General features: G+C 65.5%; 13 protein-coding genes. 7 read left to right on the top strand and 6 right to left on the bottom strand.

The genetic code is table 11. The features are described from left to right. Positions 1 to 10: 10 nt before the first annotated feature. Together BRSPCE3_RS14240 and hemH are read right to left on the bottom strand one after the other, a co-directional pair. Positions 11 to 1,009: an SPFH domain-containing protein gene (locus BRSPCE3_RS14240; protein ID WP_244066435.1), complete on the bottom strand. Its 999-nt coding sequence runs from the start codon at positions 1,007 to 1,009 to the stop codon at positions 11 to 13. Between the two features lie 183 nt (positions 1,010 to 1,192). Continuing rightward, positions 1,193 to 2,230: a ferrochelatase gene (hemH, locus tag BRSPCE3_RS14235; RefSeq protein ID WP_244066434.1), complete on the bottom strand. Its 1,038-nt coding sequence runs from the start codon at positions 2,228 to 2,230 to the stop codon at positions 1,193 to 1,195. Positions 2,231 to 2,344: 114 nt separating this feature from the next. Here hemH and BRSPCE3_RS14230 point away from each other — a divergent pair, with 114 nt between their 5' ends. Beyond that, entirely contained in the window at positions 2,345 to 2,746 is a 402-nt protein-coding gene (locus BRSPCE3_RS14230; RefSeq protein ID WP_244066433.1) for an MAPEG family protein, read from the top strand. A 192-nt stretch (positions 2,747 to 2,938) separates the two neighbouring features. Here BRSPCE3_RS14230 and BRSPCE3_RS14225 read toward each other — a convergent pair whose 3' ends face one another. Genes BRSPCE3_RS14225 through BRSPCE3_RS14215 form a run of 3 tightly spaced genes read right to left on the bottom strand, consistent with a single transcriptional unit; the run spans position 2,939 to position 6,788 of the window. Beyond that, positions 2,939 to 4,051: a nickel/cobalt transporter gene (locus BRSPCE3_RS14225; protein ID WP_244066432.1), complete on the bottom strand. Its 1,113-nt coding sequence runs from the start codon at positions 4,049 to 4,051 to the stop codon at positions 2,939 to 2,941. After that, positions 4,048 to 4,656 carry a DUF1007 family protein gene (locus BRSPCE3_RS14220; RefSeq protein ID WP_244066544.1) on the bottom strand — a complete coding sequence of 203 codons (609 nt, stop codon included), beginning with the start codon at positions 4,654 to 4,656 and terminating at the stop codon, positions 4,048 to 4,050. The genes BRSPCE3_RS14225 and BRSPCE3_RS14220 overlap by 4 nt, the downstream gene beginning before the upstream one ends. 44 nt (positions 4,657 to 4,700) lie before the next feature. Next, entirely contained in the window at positions 4,701 to 6,788 is a 2,088-nt protein-coding gene (locus BRSPCE3_RS14215; protein WP_244066431.1) for a M3 family metallopeptidase, read from the bottom strand. A 130-nt stretch (positions 6,789 to 6,918) separates the two neighbouring features. Here BRSPCE3_RS14215 and BRSPCE3_RS14210 point away from each other — a divergent pair, with 130 nt between their 5' ends. The 6 genes from BRSPCE3_RS14210 to BRSPCE3_RS14185 all read left to right on the top strand — a co-directional run bounded on the left by BRSPCE3_RS14210 (position 6,919) and on the right by BRSPCE3_RS14185 (position 11,868). Next, positions 6,919 to 7,179, top strand: coding sequence for a hypothetical protein (locus BRSPCE3_RS14210; RefSeq protein WP_375709905.1), 261 nt, complete (start codon positions 6,919 to 6,921; stop codon positions 7,177 to 7,179). 660 nt (positions 7,180 to 7,839) lie between these two features. Continuing rightward, entirely contained in the window at positions 7,840 to 8,982 is a 1,143-nt protein-coding gene (locus BRSPCE3_RS14205) for a type III PLP-dependent enzyme (RefSeq protein WP_244066430.1), read from the top strand. A 128-nt stretch (positions 8,983 to 9,110) separates the two neighbouring features. After that, positions 9,111 to 9,716, top strand: a complete 606-nt coding sequence (locus BRSPCE3_RS14200; RefSeq protein ID WP_244066429.1) for a GNAT family N-acetyltransferase — start codon at positions 9,111 to 9,113, stop codon at positions 9,714 to 9,716. 10 nt (positions 9,717 to 9,726) lie between these two features. After that, the gene (locus BRSPCE3_RS14195; RefSeq protein ID WP_244066428.1) at positions 9,727 to 9,894 is read left to right on the top strand and encodes a hypothetical protein; all 168 of its coding nucleotides are present in this window, start codon (positions 9,727 to 9,729) and stop codon (positions 9,892 to 9,894) included. A 102-nt stretch (positions 9,895 to 9,996) separates the two neighbouring features. Beyond that, positions 9,997 to 10,386, top strand: a complete 390-nt coding sequence (locus BRSPCE3_RS14190; RefSeq protein WP_244066427.1) for a RidA family protein — start codon at positions 9,997 to 9,999, stop codon at positions 10,384 to 10,386. 39 nt (positions 10,387 to 10,425) lie between these two features. Beyond that, positions 10,426 to 11,868: a homospermidine synthase gene (locus tag BRSPCE3_RS14185; protein ID WP_244066426.1), complete on the top strand. Its 1,443-nt coding sequence runs from the start codon at positions 10,426 to 10,428 to the stop codon at positions 11,866 to 11,868. 135 nt (positions 11,869 to 12,003) lie between these two features. Here the strand turns inward: BRSPCE3_RS14185 and BRSPCE3_RS14180 are convergent, their stop codons facing one another. Then, positions 12,004 to 12,744, bottom strand: a complete 741-nt coding sequence (locus BRSPCE3_RS14180; RefSeq protein WP_244066425.1) for an acetoacetate decarboxylase — start codon at positions 12,742 to 12,744, stop codon at positions 12,004 to 12,006. Positions 12,745 to 12,840: the final 96 nt, after the last annotated feature.

Genomic DNA, 12,840 nt, shown 5'->3' with positions numbered 1-12,840 from the left:
ACGCCGTCACTTACCGCTGCGGCGGCACCGGCGGTGTCGGGCCAGCCGGCGGCACCGAGCCGCCGCGGCGCGCCGCGGCGGTGGCGGATGCCGCGCTCTCGCCGAAGGTGGCGCGGGCGATCTCGCCGATGCCGGCCAGCGAGCCCAGCACGCTCGTGGCTTCGATCGGCAGCATCAGGATCTTCTGGTTCGGCGACTCCGCCAGTTGCCCGAACGCCTTGATATACTTGTCGGCAATGAAATAGTTCAACGCGGCGACGTCGCCCTTGGCGATCGACTCCGACACCATCTGGGTCGCCTTGGCTTCGGCCTCGGCGAGACGCTCGCGCGCCTCGGCGTCGCGGAAGGCGGCCTCCCGGCGGCCTTCGGCCTGCAGGATCTGGCCCTGCTTGGCGCCCTCGGCGCGCAGGATCTCGGACTGCCGCTGGCCTTCGGCCTGCAGGATGTCGGCGCGCTTGACGCGCTCGGCCTTCATCTGCCGGCCCATCGCCTCGACGAGGTCGGCCGGCGGCACGATGTCCTTGATCTCGATGCGGTTGACCTTGAGACCCCAGGGCGACACCGCGGCGTCGACCACGCGCAGCAGCCGCTCGTTGATCTCGTCGCGATGCGACAGCACCTGGTCGAGGTCCATCGAGCCCATCACCGAGCGGATGTTGGTCATGGTCAGCACGATAATCGCCTGGTTGAGATTGGCGACCTCGTAGCTCGCCTTCGCGGCATCGAACACCTGGAAGAACGCGACGCCGTCCACCGTCACGGTGGCGTTGTCCTTGGTGATCACCTCCTGCTCGGGGATGTTGATCACCTGCTCCATCATGTTCATCTTGCGACCGATGCGATCGAAATACGGCACGATCAGATTGAGGCCGGGCGACAGCGTGCGGGTGTATTTGCCGAACCGCTCGATGGTCCAGTCATAGCCCTGCGGAACGGTCTTGATGCCGGCGAACAGCGTGACGATGACGAGAAGAACAAACGCGATCGCGAAAATGTCGAAGCCAGTCATAAGGTCCTCCAAGGCTGGCGAGACCGTCGCCAGGCACGGTCGTGCATTGGTCGGCACGACCGCTCCGCCGGTTCAGCCGGCTGTTGTTCTCCCTAGCACATCGGAAGCTGCTGTGAGACTACAAGATGCGATCGAATAGCCGCATCCGGTGTCACCGATCGTTAACAATCAGATCCAGCCTTCTTAGATCCATCCTTGCAGCTCGCGCAGCACGAGCTGGCGGATCACGTCCATGCCGGCGTCGCTGTCGTTGAGGCAGGGGATGGCCGCGAACTGCTCGCCGCCATTGTGCCGGAAGATCTCGGCGTTCTCCTGCGCGATCTCCTCCAGCGTCTCCAGGCAGTCGGCCGAGAAGCCGGGCGTCACCACGGCGATTCGCCGCACGCCGTCCCTGGCCAGCTTTTCGACCGTCTTGTCGGTGTAGGGCTGCAGCCACTCGGCATTGCCGAAGCGCGACTGGAAGGTGAGGATCAGCCGGTCGGCATCGAGCCCGAGCCGCTTGCGCAGCGCGTTGGTCGTGGCGATGCATTGCGCCTGATAGGGATCGCCCTTGTCGACATAGGCCTGCGGCATGCCGTGAAACGAGGCGAGGATCATCTCGGGCTGGAACGGCAATGTCGCGAGATGGTCATTGATCGAGACCGCGAGCGCGTCGATGTATTCGGGGTCGTCGTAATAGGGCGGCGTCACCCGCAGGATCGGCTGCGCGCGCATCGCCGCCAGCACGCGAAACGCCTCGTCGCAGACCGTCGCCGATGTCGCTGCGGAATACTGCGGATAGAGCGGCACCACCAACAGCCGGCCGCAGCCCTGCGCCGCCAGTGCCTCGATGCGCTGCTTGATCGAGGGATTGCCGTAGCGCATCGCCCAGTCGACCACGACGTGATCGTGATCGGAAATCGCCTCCGCCAGCTTGTCGGCCTGCGAGCGCGTGATGGTCTTCAGCGGCGACTCGTTCTTCGCGGTGTTCCAGATCTTCAGATAGTCGCGCGCTTTGCGGGCCGGGCGGACGCGCAGGATGATGCCGTTGAGGATCAGCTTCCAGAGCAGGCCCTGGTCCTCGATCACCCGCGGATCGGACAGGAATTCCCTGAGATAGACCCGCACGCCGGCGGCATCCGCCGTGTCCGGCGTGCCGAGATTGACCAGCAGCACGCCGACGCGTTCCGGCTTCGGCGCCGCGGCGGGCTTCGCGCTCTCGAACGGGATCACCGTGCTCATGATGGCCTTGCGTTTGGTCCTTCGCCTGGGTGCTTTGGGCTTCGCGCGTTGCTCCAACCTTGTCAAGCCGAGTGCGGGTTGGCTACGTTCCCGTCCGGAATGTGGGGAGGAACCATGACGATCGCCGAATGGTGCGTCTTCGGGACGCTGATGCTCTCGCTGCTGACGATCGTCTCGGTGAAATGGGCCGGCATCCGCGGCTTCGACAATTCGAACCCCCGCGATCCCGATTTCTACGACGACCCGATCCGCTCGCGGGCGCTCGGCGCCCACCAGAACGGCATCGAGGCGTTCCCGTTCTTCGCCTTCGCCGTGCTGCTCGCCGAATTCCGCGTCGGCCCGCTGCGGCTGATCGACGAGCTTGCCGTGCTGTTCCTGATCGTGCGGATCGCCTACGTCTTCACCTATATCGGCAACCGCCCGACGCTGCGCTCGATCCTCTGGAGCATCGGTTTCGCGATCAACATCGCGATCTTCTTCCTTCCGGCAATCAGGGGATATTTGACGACGAGCTGAGCGCGCTCACCCTCCCGTGGAGGGGGAGGGTCGGATCGAAACGAGCGAAGCGAGGAGCGATCCGGGGTGGGGTGATCTCTCAACTCGAGCGCTGTCGGGCGCGGGAAGACCGTCACCCCGTCCCGCTACGCATTTCGCTACGCTTCATGCGTAGCGACCCTCCCCCTCCAGGGGAGGGTAAGACAAGTCACCTCAAAGACACGTCGCCCGCTCGGCCGCGACATAGCCGAGCAGCAGCCCGAGCCCGAACAGCAGCACCAGGCCCGCGGCGGCGAATTCCAGGCCGCGCATGATCAGCATGCCGCCGCCGTCGCGCGCCGCGCTCAGCCGCTCGGCCACGCCGCGCGCCGAGACCGCGACCAGCGCGATCGCCGCCACCGTGATGGCGGTGCCGAGCCCCATCACGAAGGTCGCGGCAATGCCGGCCCAGAACAGGCCCTGCGCCAGCGCGAACACCAGCACCAGGATCGCGCCCGAGCACGGCCGGATCCCGACCGTGAGGATCGCACCCAGTCCGCGCCGCCAGCCGCCGGGACCGGCGAGTTCGGCCGGCGTCGGCCCGTGCGAATGGCCGCAATGCTCGTCATGGACGTGCCCCGCGTCATCGCCGTGATCGTGGCCGTGATGATGATGGCCATGATCGTCATGCGCGTGGCGATGATGGTGATCATGGCCATGGTCGTGGTGATCGTGATCATGGTGATCGTGATGCTGCGCGCCGGCCAGCGCCAGTGCGGAACGCGGCGCCTGCAGCGCGCGGAAAAAACCGCCGCCCTTGAGCCAGACCAGCCGGGCGCCGAACGCCGCGATCAGCGCGTAGCTCGCGATCTCGATCGCCTTCTCGGCCCCGCACATGGTCTTGGCCGTCGCGTTGAGCAGCCAGGCGCAGATCCCGACGATCAGAACCGCGACCAGCGACTGCATCAGCGCCGAGGCGAACGACAGCACGATGCCGCGCCGCGCGGTCTCGCGATTGGCAACCATGTAGGACGAGATCACCGCCTTGCCGTGGCCGGGGCCGGCGGCATGGAATATCCCGTAGGCAAAGGAGATCGCAAGCAGCGTCCAGACCGCCGAGCCGTCGGATTTCGCGGCGCGGATCGCCTGCGAGATCTCGCGATAGAACTCCGACTGTTTTGCCAACAGCCAGCCGACGATGCCGCCCTGCGGCTCCGCCGCACGCGGCGCCCCGAACGGATTTTGCGCCAGCAGCGCATGGACCGCACCGTCGAGCACCGCGACCGCCGCCAACACGGCCGCGGAGACGGCGAGGCCGCGCATCATGCGGGAGGCGATCGGCGTCATGGGCAATCCACCGTGATCTTGTTGGCGAACATCATGCCGAAATTGCCGTTGCCGCCGTCGAGAAAATTCTGCTCGCCAAGCTTCTGCGCGGCGGCGGTGCCGTCGCTGTTCGGCCGTTCGAACTGCAGCTTGCAGTCGGCAGCCGCGCCGACCAGCTTGACCGGGTCCTTCTCGGCGAACTGGAAGTCGATGAAGTAGGTCGGGTCGAACACTTCGAGCGACAGCTGTTTGGCCTTGAACGGCGTCTTCACCGGCAGGGTGAAGTGCAGCGTCAGCGCCGAATCCTTGTATTCGAGGAAGTAGTCGACCGGCTCGGTGAACTTCTGCTTCTTGCCGTCGCCGTTGGCGAAGGTGAAGTAGGCGTATTCCTTCAGCGATTCGACATTGGTCTGCGCCAGCGGCGCCAGCTCCTCGCGGCTGTAGGTGCCCTTCACCTTGGTCTCGATGCCCTGCAGCGCGTAGGTCGAGAACATGTCGTCGAAGGTCCAGGCGTGGCGGACGCCGGTGATGGTGCCGTCGGGCGCATAGATCAACTCGCTCTTGGCCACGATCCAGACATGCGGATGGGCCTCGGCGGCCGCTGTGCCGAGCACGGCGGACACCATAAGCACGAGCCCGGCGATCAGCCGGTTGAGCGACGGCCGCACCGTCAGGCCGCCTCAGGCGTCTCGAGCAGGCCGCGACGGCGCAGCAGCGCGTCCGGCTCGGGCTCGCGGCCGCGGAAGGCGACATAGGCCTCCTCCGGGTCGCGCGAGCCGCCCGACGAGTAGATGTCGTCATGCAGCCGTTTGGCGGTGGCCGGATCGAAGATGTCGCCGGCCTCCTCGAAGGCGCCGAATGCATCGGCGTCCATCACCTCCGACCACATGTAGCTGTAATAGCCGGAGGCATAGTGGTCGCCGGAGAAGATATGGCCGAACTGGGTGGGCCGGTGCCGCAGCGAGATCTCGGCGGGCATGCCGATCTTCTCCAGCTCCTTTTGTTCGAAGGCGCGGACGTCCCAGCTCGCCGCCGCCGGCTGGGTGTGGAATTCGAGGTCGACCAGCGCCGAGGAGACGAACTCCACAGTGGCAAAGCCCTGGTTGAACTTGCGCGCCGCGAGGAAGCGCTTGAGCAAATCGTCCGGCAGCGCCTCCCCGGTCTGGTAGTGGCGGGCGAAGCGCTGCAGCACCTCGGGCCGCTCCTGCCAGTGCTCGTAGAGCTGCGAGGGCAGCTCGACGAAGTCGGTGAAAACAGATGTCCCCGACAGCGACGGATAGGTCACGTCCGAGAGCATGCCGTGCAGGCCGTGGCCGAACTCGTGGAACAGGGTCCGCGCGTCGTCGGGCGACAGCAGCGCCGGCGCGCCGTCGGCGCCCTTGGCGAAGTTGCAGACATTGATGACCAGCGGCGCGACGTCGCCGTCGAGCTTCTGCTGGTCGCGCAGCGAGGTCATCCAGGCGCCGGAGCGCTTCGAGGGCCGCGCGAAGTAGTCGCCGTAGAACAGCGCCTTGTGCTGGCCGTCGCGGCCCTTGACCTCCCAGACCCGCACGTCCGGGTGCCAGACCGGGACGTCCTTGCGCTCCTCGAAGGTGACGCCGAACAGGCGGGTGGCGCAGTCGAACGCCGCCTCGATCATGTGGTCGAGCACCAGATAGGGCTTGATCGCGGAATCGTCGAAATTGGCTTTGGCCTGGCGCAGCTTCTCGGCGTAGTAGCGCCAGTCCCAGGCCGCCAAAGTGAAATTGCCGCCCTCCTCGGTGATCAGCGCCTGCAACGCGTCGCGGTCGGCGAGCGCCCGCGCCCGCGCCGGCTTCCAGACCCGCTCCAAGAGGCCACGCACGGCCTCCGGCGTCTTGGCCATGGAATCCTCGAGGCGGTAGGCGGCGTAGGTCGGGAAGCCCAGGATCTTCGCGGTCTCCTCGCGCAGCCTGAGGATCTCGACGATGGTCGCGTTGTTGTCGTTGGCGTTGCCATTGTCGCCGCGGGCGGTGAAGGCCTTGTAGACCTTCTCGCGCAGGTCGCGCCGCGACGAGCTCTGCAGGAACGGCTCGACCGAGGAGCGCGACAGCGTCACGATCGCCTTGCCTCCCATGCCGCGCTCGTCCGCCGCAGCCTTGGCCGCCGCCACAAATGTGTCGGAAAGGCCGGCACGGTCGCCCTCGCCGAGCTCCATGGACCACTCCTGCTCGTCGCCGAGCAGATGGTGGCTGAACGAGGTGCCGAGATGGGCGAGCCGCTCGTTGATCTCGGCCATGCGGGCCTTGGCGGCGTCGTCGAGCCCGGCGCCGGAGCGGTGGAAGCGGGTGTAGGTGCGCTCCAGGAGCCGCATCTGCTCGCCGGTCAGGCCGAGCGAGGCGCGCTTCTCGTGCAGCATGGCGATGCGGCCAAACAGCACAGCGTTCATCATGATCGGATTCCAGTGCCGCGCCATCCGCGGCGACACTTCCTTGTCGATCTCCAGGATCGCCGGGCTCGAATGGGCCGAGACCAGATCGTAGAACACCGCCGAGACCTTCGACAGCAGCTTGCCGGAGCGCTCCAGCGCCGTGACGGTGTTGTCGAAATCGGGCAGCGCCGGATCATGGGTGATCGCAGCCACTTCCGCCGAATGGTCGGCGAAGGCCTGTTCGAAGGCGGGCAGGAAATGCTCCGGCTTGATCTCGGCGAAGGGCGGCGTCTCGAGCGGCGTCTGCCACGCCTTCAGGAGGGGGTTGGCCGAAAGCTGAATCTCGGCCTCTGCGCTGGTTTCTGACATCGAATGTCCCGTTTTTCGCCTTGAAAATGCGGCCCAATCTATATCACGCGATACGGCATTTTTGGGCCTTTTGCGCTTGATAGATGGGCACTTTTCGGAGAGATTGCGCCCCCTGAACAGGACCTATTCCATGACCATGCAGCCCTCCAGCTCGACCAACCGCACCATCGCCTGGCCGAGCGTCATCACGGTGATCTCGGCGGCCATCCTGATCGGCGCGGAAGTGTTCGGCGCGGCGTTCGCCGGCGGCTGGGCGCTCGCGATCCTGTTCGGGCTCGACGATGTCGGCGCGCACATCCTGCAGGCCGTGCTGTTCGGCATCGGCGTCCTGATCATGATCGCCTTCATCCGCGCAGCTCAGCGCGTCGAGCCGTTCACGCGTCGCGCGTAAGCCGCGCGATTCAAGAAAGCGCTGCGGCACAGGGCTAAAACGCACACGCTTCGTTAGTCATTCTTAACAGCCGTTCATCTTCAGCACCTCCCGCGCGCGCGACGGCAAGCACGCGTTAGGGAAATTTGTCGCTATCGCAAAAAAATTCTTGCGAAGGGAATTCAAAAGACTTATTTCCTGCCTTGCCCAATTTCGCACGTGCCTGTGGTCGTGTGTCAGTCGGTAGGTATCCGGACAAGAGGCCGGACAGCCGCCAAGGGGTGGAAGAACCGAGGGTCGCTTACGTCCATCAGGACACGAGGCGGCCAGCCTCCCTCTCCAGGGATGCCGTTGAAGGTCTCACCACTCTTTGCAACCGTGACTGGCAGCCGGAGGCGAACCGGCGCACCCCGCTCTCAACGGGGGACGCGACTTAAAGCAACGACGGATCGGGCTTTTTTGGTCTCTACCGGCAGTCCAACGCCGGCGCGGGCTACTGAAAAGGCTTGTCCTTCATTGCCAGGTGTGCGGGCGGGAAACTCTCCCAACCAATCCACGGCAGCACAGTCTGGTTTGAGTCTTGTGGCTTTCGTTGCGCCTCCATCGCGCAATGCGGCCAGAGCACTCTTATCCGACGTCACGTTGATGCGGATCCCGTCGCTGGGGCCGTTGGAGAGTGCCATGACTGAACGTATTCAGGAATTCCTGCGCAACCGCCGCCAGGATGGTCTCGACACCGAGCCGTGCCTCGTCGTCGACCTCGAAGTCGTGCGCGACAACTACCAGACCTTCGCGAAGGTGCTGCCGGACAGCCGTGTGTTCTACGCGGTGAAGGCCAATCCTGCGCCCGAAGTGCTGTCGCTGCTCGCTTCGCTCGGCTCCTGCTTCGACACCGCGACCGTTGCGGAAATCGAGATGGCTCTGGCCGCGGGTGCGACGCCGGACCGCATCTCCTATGGCAACACGATCAAGAAGGAGCGTGACATCGCGCGTGCCTTCGCGCTCGGCATTCGGCTGTTCGCAGTCGATTGCGCCGCCGAGGTCGAGAAGGTCGCCCGCGCCGCTCCCGGCGCCAAGGTGTTCTGCCGCATCCTCTATGACTGCGCCGGCGCCGAGTGGCCGCTGTCGCGCAAGTTCGGCTGCGACCCGGAGATGGCGGTCGACGTGCTCGACCTGGCCAAGCGCCTCGGTCTCGAGCCGTGCGGCATCTCGTTCCATGTCGGCTCGCAGCAGCGCAAGGTGAAGGCGTGGGACCGTGCGCTGGCGATGGCGTCGACCGTGTTCCGTGACTGCGCCGAGCGCGGCATCAACCTCACCATGGTCAACATGGGTGGTGGCTTCCCGACCAAGTATCTCAAGGACGTTCCGCCGGTGCTGCAATATGGCCGGTCGATCTTCCGCGCGCTGCGCAAGCATTTCGGCAACCAGATCCCGGAGACGATCATCGAGCCGGGCCGCGGCATGGTCGGTAATGCCGGCATCATCGAGACCGAAGTCGTTCTGATCTCGAAGAAGAGCGACGAGGACGAGGTGCGCTGGGTCTATCTCGACATCGGCAAGTTCGGCGGTCTCGCCGAGACCATGGACGAGTCGATCCGCTACGCCATCCGCACCCCGCATGACGGGGCGGACATGACGCCGTGCGTGCTCGCGGGCCCGACCTGCGATAGCGCCGACGTGCTTTACGAGAAGCTGCCGTATCCGCTGCCGGTGACGCTCGAGATCGGCGACAAGCTGCTGATCGAAGGCACCGGCGCCTATACGTCGACCTACTCGTCGGTGGCGTTCAACGGCATTCCGCCGCTGAGAACCTACCACATCTGACCTAGCCTCCCATTCGAGGCCTGAACCGGGAGCCGGCTCCGCCGGCTCCTCTCCGAACTATTTTTGCATTTTCGAACGACGCTTGCTGCGGCGTACGACCAGCCGTTGCGAGCGAGGACTGACGTGCCATGACTGCAAAACGGAACACCCCCGTTGCCCTCATCCGAAATGCCGCTCCGTTCGCGATCCGTGCGGAGCGGGCTTCGGACGTCGTCGCGCGCGAAGCGCTGCTGGATGCCTGCTTTGGCGACAACCGCCATACGCGCACCTGCCAGCGCCTGCGCGACGGACGCGCGCCCGCCCAAGGCCTGAGCCTTGCGGCCGTGCGCCAGGATGGCCGGCTGGTTGGAACCGTGCGGCTGTGGCACGTCAGCGCGGGGGGCCGCAGCGCGCTGATGCTGGGGCCGCTGGCCGTCGATCACGACTGCCGCGGCCTCAGCGTCGGCGCCGCGCTGATGCGGCGCGCGCTTGATGTCGCCAAGGCCCGCGGCCATGGCGCCGTGATCCTGCTCGGCGATGCGCCCTACTACGCTCGTTATGGCTTCACGGCCGCCAAGACCGGCGAACTGTCGCTGCCGGGCGCGTTCGAGCGCGAGCGGCTGCTCGGCCTCGAACTGGTCGAGGGCGCGCTGGACGGCGCCTGGGGCATGATCACGCCGACCGGCGCGCCGCTGCCCAAGAGCAAGGCATCCCGGACCCGGAAGGCACCGCTCGCCGTGCCGCACGCGGCGTAGGGCGATGGCCATGTCGGAGCACCTTCCCGCAACCGATGGCGCGCGCCCGCGTTGGCGCGGCCTCGTCACCACCGTGATGCTGGTCCTGATCTCGGTCATGATCGTCAGGGACATCCTGATCCGGCGCTGGACCGGCTCGCCGCCGTCGCCGCCGGACACCACGCAGCAGTCCCACTAGCGCCAGCTCTCAGGCTAAAATCCCAAGTCGCTATCCGGGGGTTGCGCGGGCGCCAAAAATGCCCGTAAACCCCGCGCAACGCCTTTTCCGTCGAGGTCCAACATGCCCCGCCGCCTGATTTCCACCGGCTCGCCGTTCGAGAAGACCGCCGGCTACAGCCGCGCCGTGATCGACGGCGACTTCGCCTTCGTCGCCGGAACCACCGGCTACGACTACACCACGATGACCATGCCCGATGATGTCACGAGCCAGTCACGGAACTGCTTCAAGACCATCGAGGCTGCCCTCAACGACGGTGGCTTCGCGATGGCCGACATTGTCCGCGCGACCTACTATCTCACTGACGTCAACGACGCGGATGCCCATTTCGCGGTCTGCGGCGAGGTGCTCGGCGAGATCCGTCCGGCCGCGACGCTGCTGATCGTCGTGGGGCTCTACCGGCCCGAGATGAAGGTCGAGATCGAAGTCACCGCGAAACGCCGTACCCCCTGATCCATTCTACCGCCGCTAGGCACGCTCCTGGAGAACATGATGAGCCCCTCGTCGCAGATCTACGCGAAAATCACCGGTCCCATTGTCATGGTCGGCTTCGGTTCGATCGGCAAAGGCACGTTGCCGATGATCGAGCGGCATCTCGATTACGACAAGTCGCGCGTCACCGTGATCGATCCCAAGGATGAGGGCCGCAAGGCGCACTGCGAGAAGCAGAATGTCAGGTTCATCCAGAAGGCCGTGACTAAGGACAATTACCGCGAGCTGCTGACCCCGCTGCTCACCGAAGGCGGCGGCCAGGGCTTCTGCGTCAATCTCTCGGTCGACACCGGCTCGACCGACATCATGGAGCTGTGCAACGAACTGGGCGCGCTCTACATCGACACCGTCAACGAGCCCTGGCTCGGCTTCTATTTCGATTCCTCGAAGGGCCCGGAAGCGCGCTCCAACTACGCGCTGCGCGAAGTGACGCTGGCCGCCAAGAGGGCGCGGCCTAAGGGCTCGACCACGGCCGTCTCCTGCTGCGGCGCCAATCCCGGCATGGTCTCGTTCTTCGTCAAGCAGGCGCTGCTCAACGTCGCCGCCGATCTGAAGCTCAACGCCCCCAAGCCGAAGACCAAGGGCGAATGGGCGGACCTGATGCGGCAGGCCGGCATCAAGGGCATCCACATCGCCGAACGCGACACCCAGCGCTCCAAGACGCCGAAGGAGCCGGATGTGTTCGTCAACACCTGGTCGGTGGAAGGCTTCCTGTCGGAAGGCGTGCAGCCGTCCGAACTCGGCTGGGGCACCCATGAAAAATGGATGCCCGAGAATGCACACACCCACGAAGCGGGCTGCGGCGCTGCGATCTATCTGATGCAGCCCGGTGCCAACACCCGCGTGCGCACCTGGTGCCCGACCCGCGGCGCGCAGTACGGCTTCCTGGTCACCCACAACGAATCGATCTCGATCGCCGATTACTTCACGGTGCATGACGCATCGGGCAAGGCGGTCTACCGGCCGACCTGCCACTATGCCTATCACCCGGCCGACGATGCCGTGCTGTCGCTGCACGAGATGTTCGGCCGCGCCGCGAAGATGCAGGAGAAGCACCACATCCTCGATGAGAACGAGATCGTCGACGGCATCGACGAGCTCGGCGTGCTGCTGTTCGGCCACGACAACAATGCCTACTGGTACGGCTCGCAGCTTTCGATCGAGGAGACCCGCGCGCTCGCGCCCTATCAGAACGCCACCGGCCTGCAGGTGACCTCGGCGGTGCTCGGCGGCATGGTGTGGGCGCTGGAGAACCCGAACGAGGGCATCGTCGAGGCCGACGAGATGGATTTCGATCGCCTGCTCGAGATCCAGCTGCCCTATCTCGGCCCGGTCAAGGGTTTCTACACCGACTGGACCCCGCTGACGGATCGGCCGGGACTGTTCCCGGAAGACATCGACACCTCGGATCCCTGGCAGTTCAAGAATATCCTGGTGCGCTGAGAGGCCTTCCGGGCAAAATCTCGAAAACAACCCCATGCACAGTAGCCGGCGACGGGCCGGCTCTCGTCATTCCGGGCTGGTCCGAAGGGCCAGTCCCTCAGGTGCGCAATTGCGCACCGGGGCCATGACAGCCGCTTACCTCGCCATGTAGTCGAACGCCACCGTGCCGAGGCCGAGCGTCAGGTCGGCCTTGTAGTGCAGCGCCGACACCACCTCGCGCACCGGCAGGCGGGCGACGTCGCACAGCGCGTGCGGAAACAGGCCGAGCGCGGCGGGGCCGGTCCAGGCCTCCTTCAAGGTGATGTCGTCGAGATGAAAGCGCACCAGCTCGCAGATCCGCGGGCTGCCGTCGACATGCGGGATGATCTTCAGGATGAAGTTCGGCGCCTTCATCGAATTCAGCACCGCGTCGTGATCGACCTTGCGGTACTTGTAGCCCATCGTGGCGGAGGCGCAGAGCACCGAGCCGTAATGCAGCGAGCCGACCAGGACGTCGCTCTCGACCGCGATCTTGGGCCGCGCCAGCTTCTTCGGAAATCCCCACAGCTCGCGGCCGCCGGCGATCGGCGCCTCGTCGTCGAGATACATCGCGTGGGTATAGGCCCCGAGTTCGCCCTTGAAGCGGACCGGGATCACCTGCCCGGTCTCGGTGTAGTCGCCGAAGCCGGTCGAGTCGGGCATGCGGATGAACTCATACTTCACCACGGGCTCGGCGACCTCGAGCGGCTCCGGCACCACGGCGGCGAGCGCCTCCGGGTCGGTCTTGTAGGTGATGATGAAATATTCGCGGTCGAAGAACCGGTACGGCCCCGGCGGAAACGACGGGTTGGTGAGCGGCATCGAATAGGCGGTGCGCCGGACGTCCTCGATCTTCATGAAATGCCCCATCTGTCGTTGGCGAGACGACGGATTATGGCGGGGGCGGACGGCGGAAGCGAGACCGTATAATCGGCAGCCTCAGTCAAATGCGCG

It is taken from the genome of Bradyrhizobium sp. Ce-3 (assembly GCF_022835695.1).
GTDB lineage: Bacteria > Pseudomonadota > Alphaproteobacteria > Rhizobiales > Xanthobacteraceae > Bradyrhizobium.
This window is presented reverse-complemented; position numbering and strand designations above follow the sequence as displayed.